1 protein-coding gene is annotated in these 211 nt (G+C 35.5%); it reads left to right on the top strand.

Going from position 1 to position 211, the window contains the following annotated elements:
* A partial coding sequence (locus tag N482_RS06605; RefSeq protein ID WP_155730523.1) for an IS30 family transposase occupies positions 1-211 on the top strand: 211 nt, incomplete at both ends.

Raw genomic sequence — 211 nt, 5'->3', positions numbered from 1 at the left:
AGTAGGCTTAATATGGATATTTATTTCGCCGATCCTTATTGTTCATGGCAGCGCGGGACAAATGAAAATACAAATGGGTTGATACGTCGATATTTCCCCAAAAAAACAGATTTTTCGACTATAACTGATAATGAACTACAAGAAGTAGTATACAAAATTAACAGTCGCCCAAGAAAGATTTTAGATTATCAGACGCCTGAGGAAGTCTTTT

The organism is Pseudoalteromonas luteoviolacea NCIMB 1942 (assembly GCF_001625595.1).
Taxonomy (GTDB): domain Bacteria; phylum Pseudomonadota; class Gammaproteobacteria; order Enterobacterales; family Alteromonadaceae; genus Pseudoalteromonas; species Pseudoalteromonas luteoviolacea_A.
Note: the sequence above shows the minus strand (reverse complement) of the source record. Positions and strands in the feature narration are given on the sequence as shown.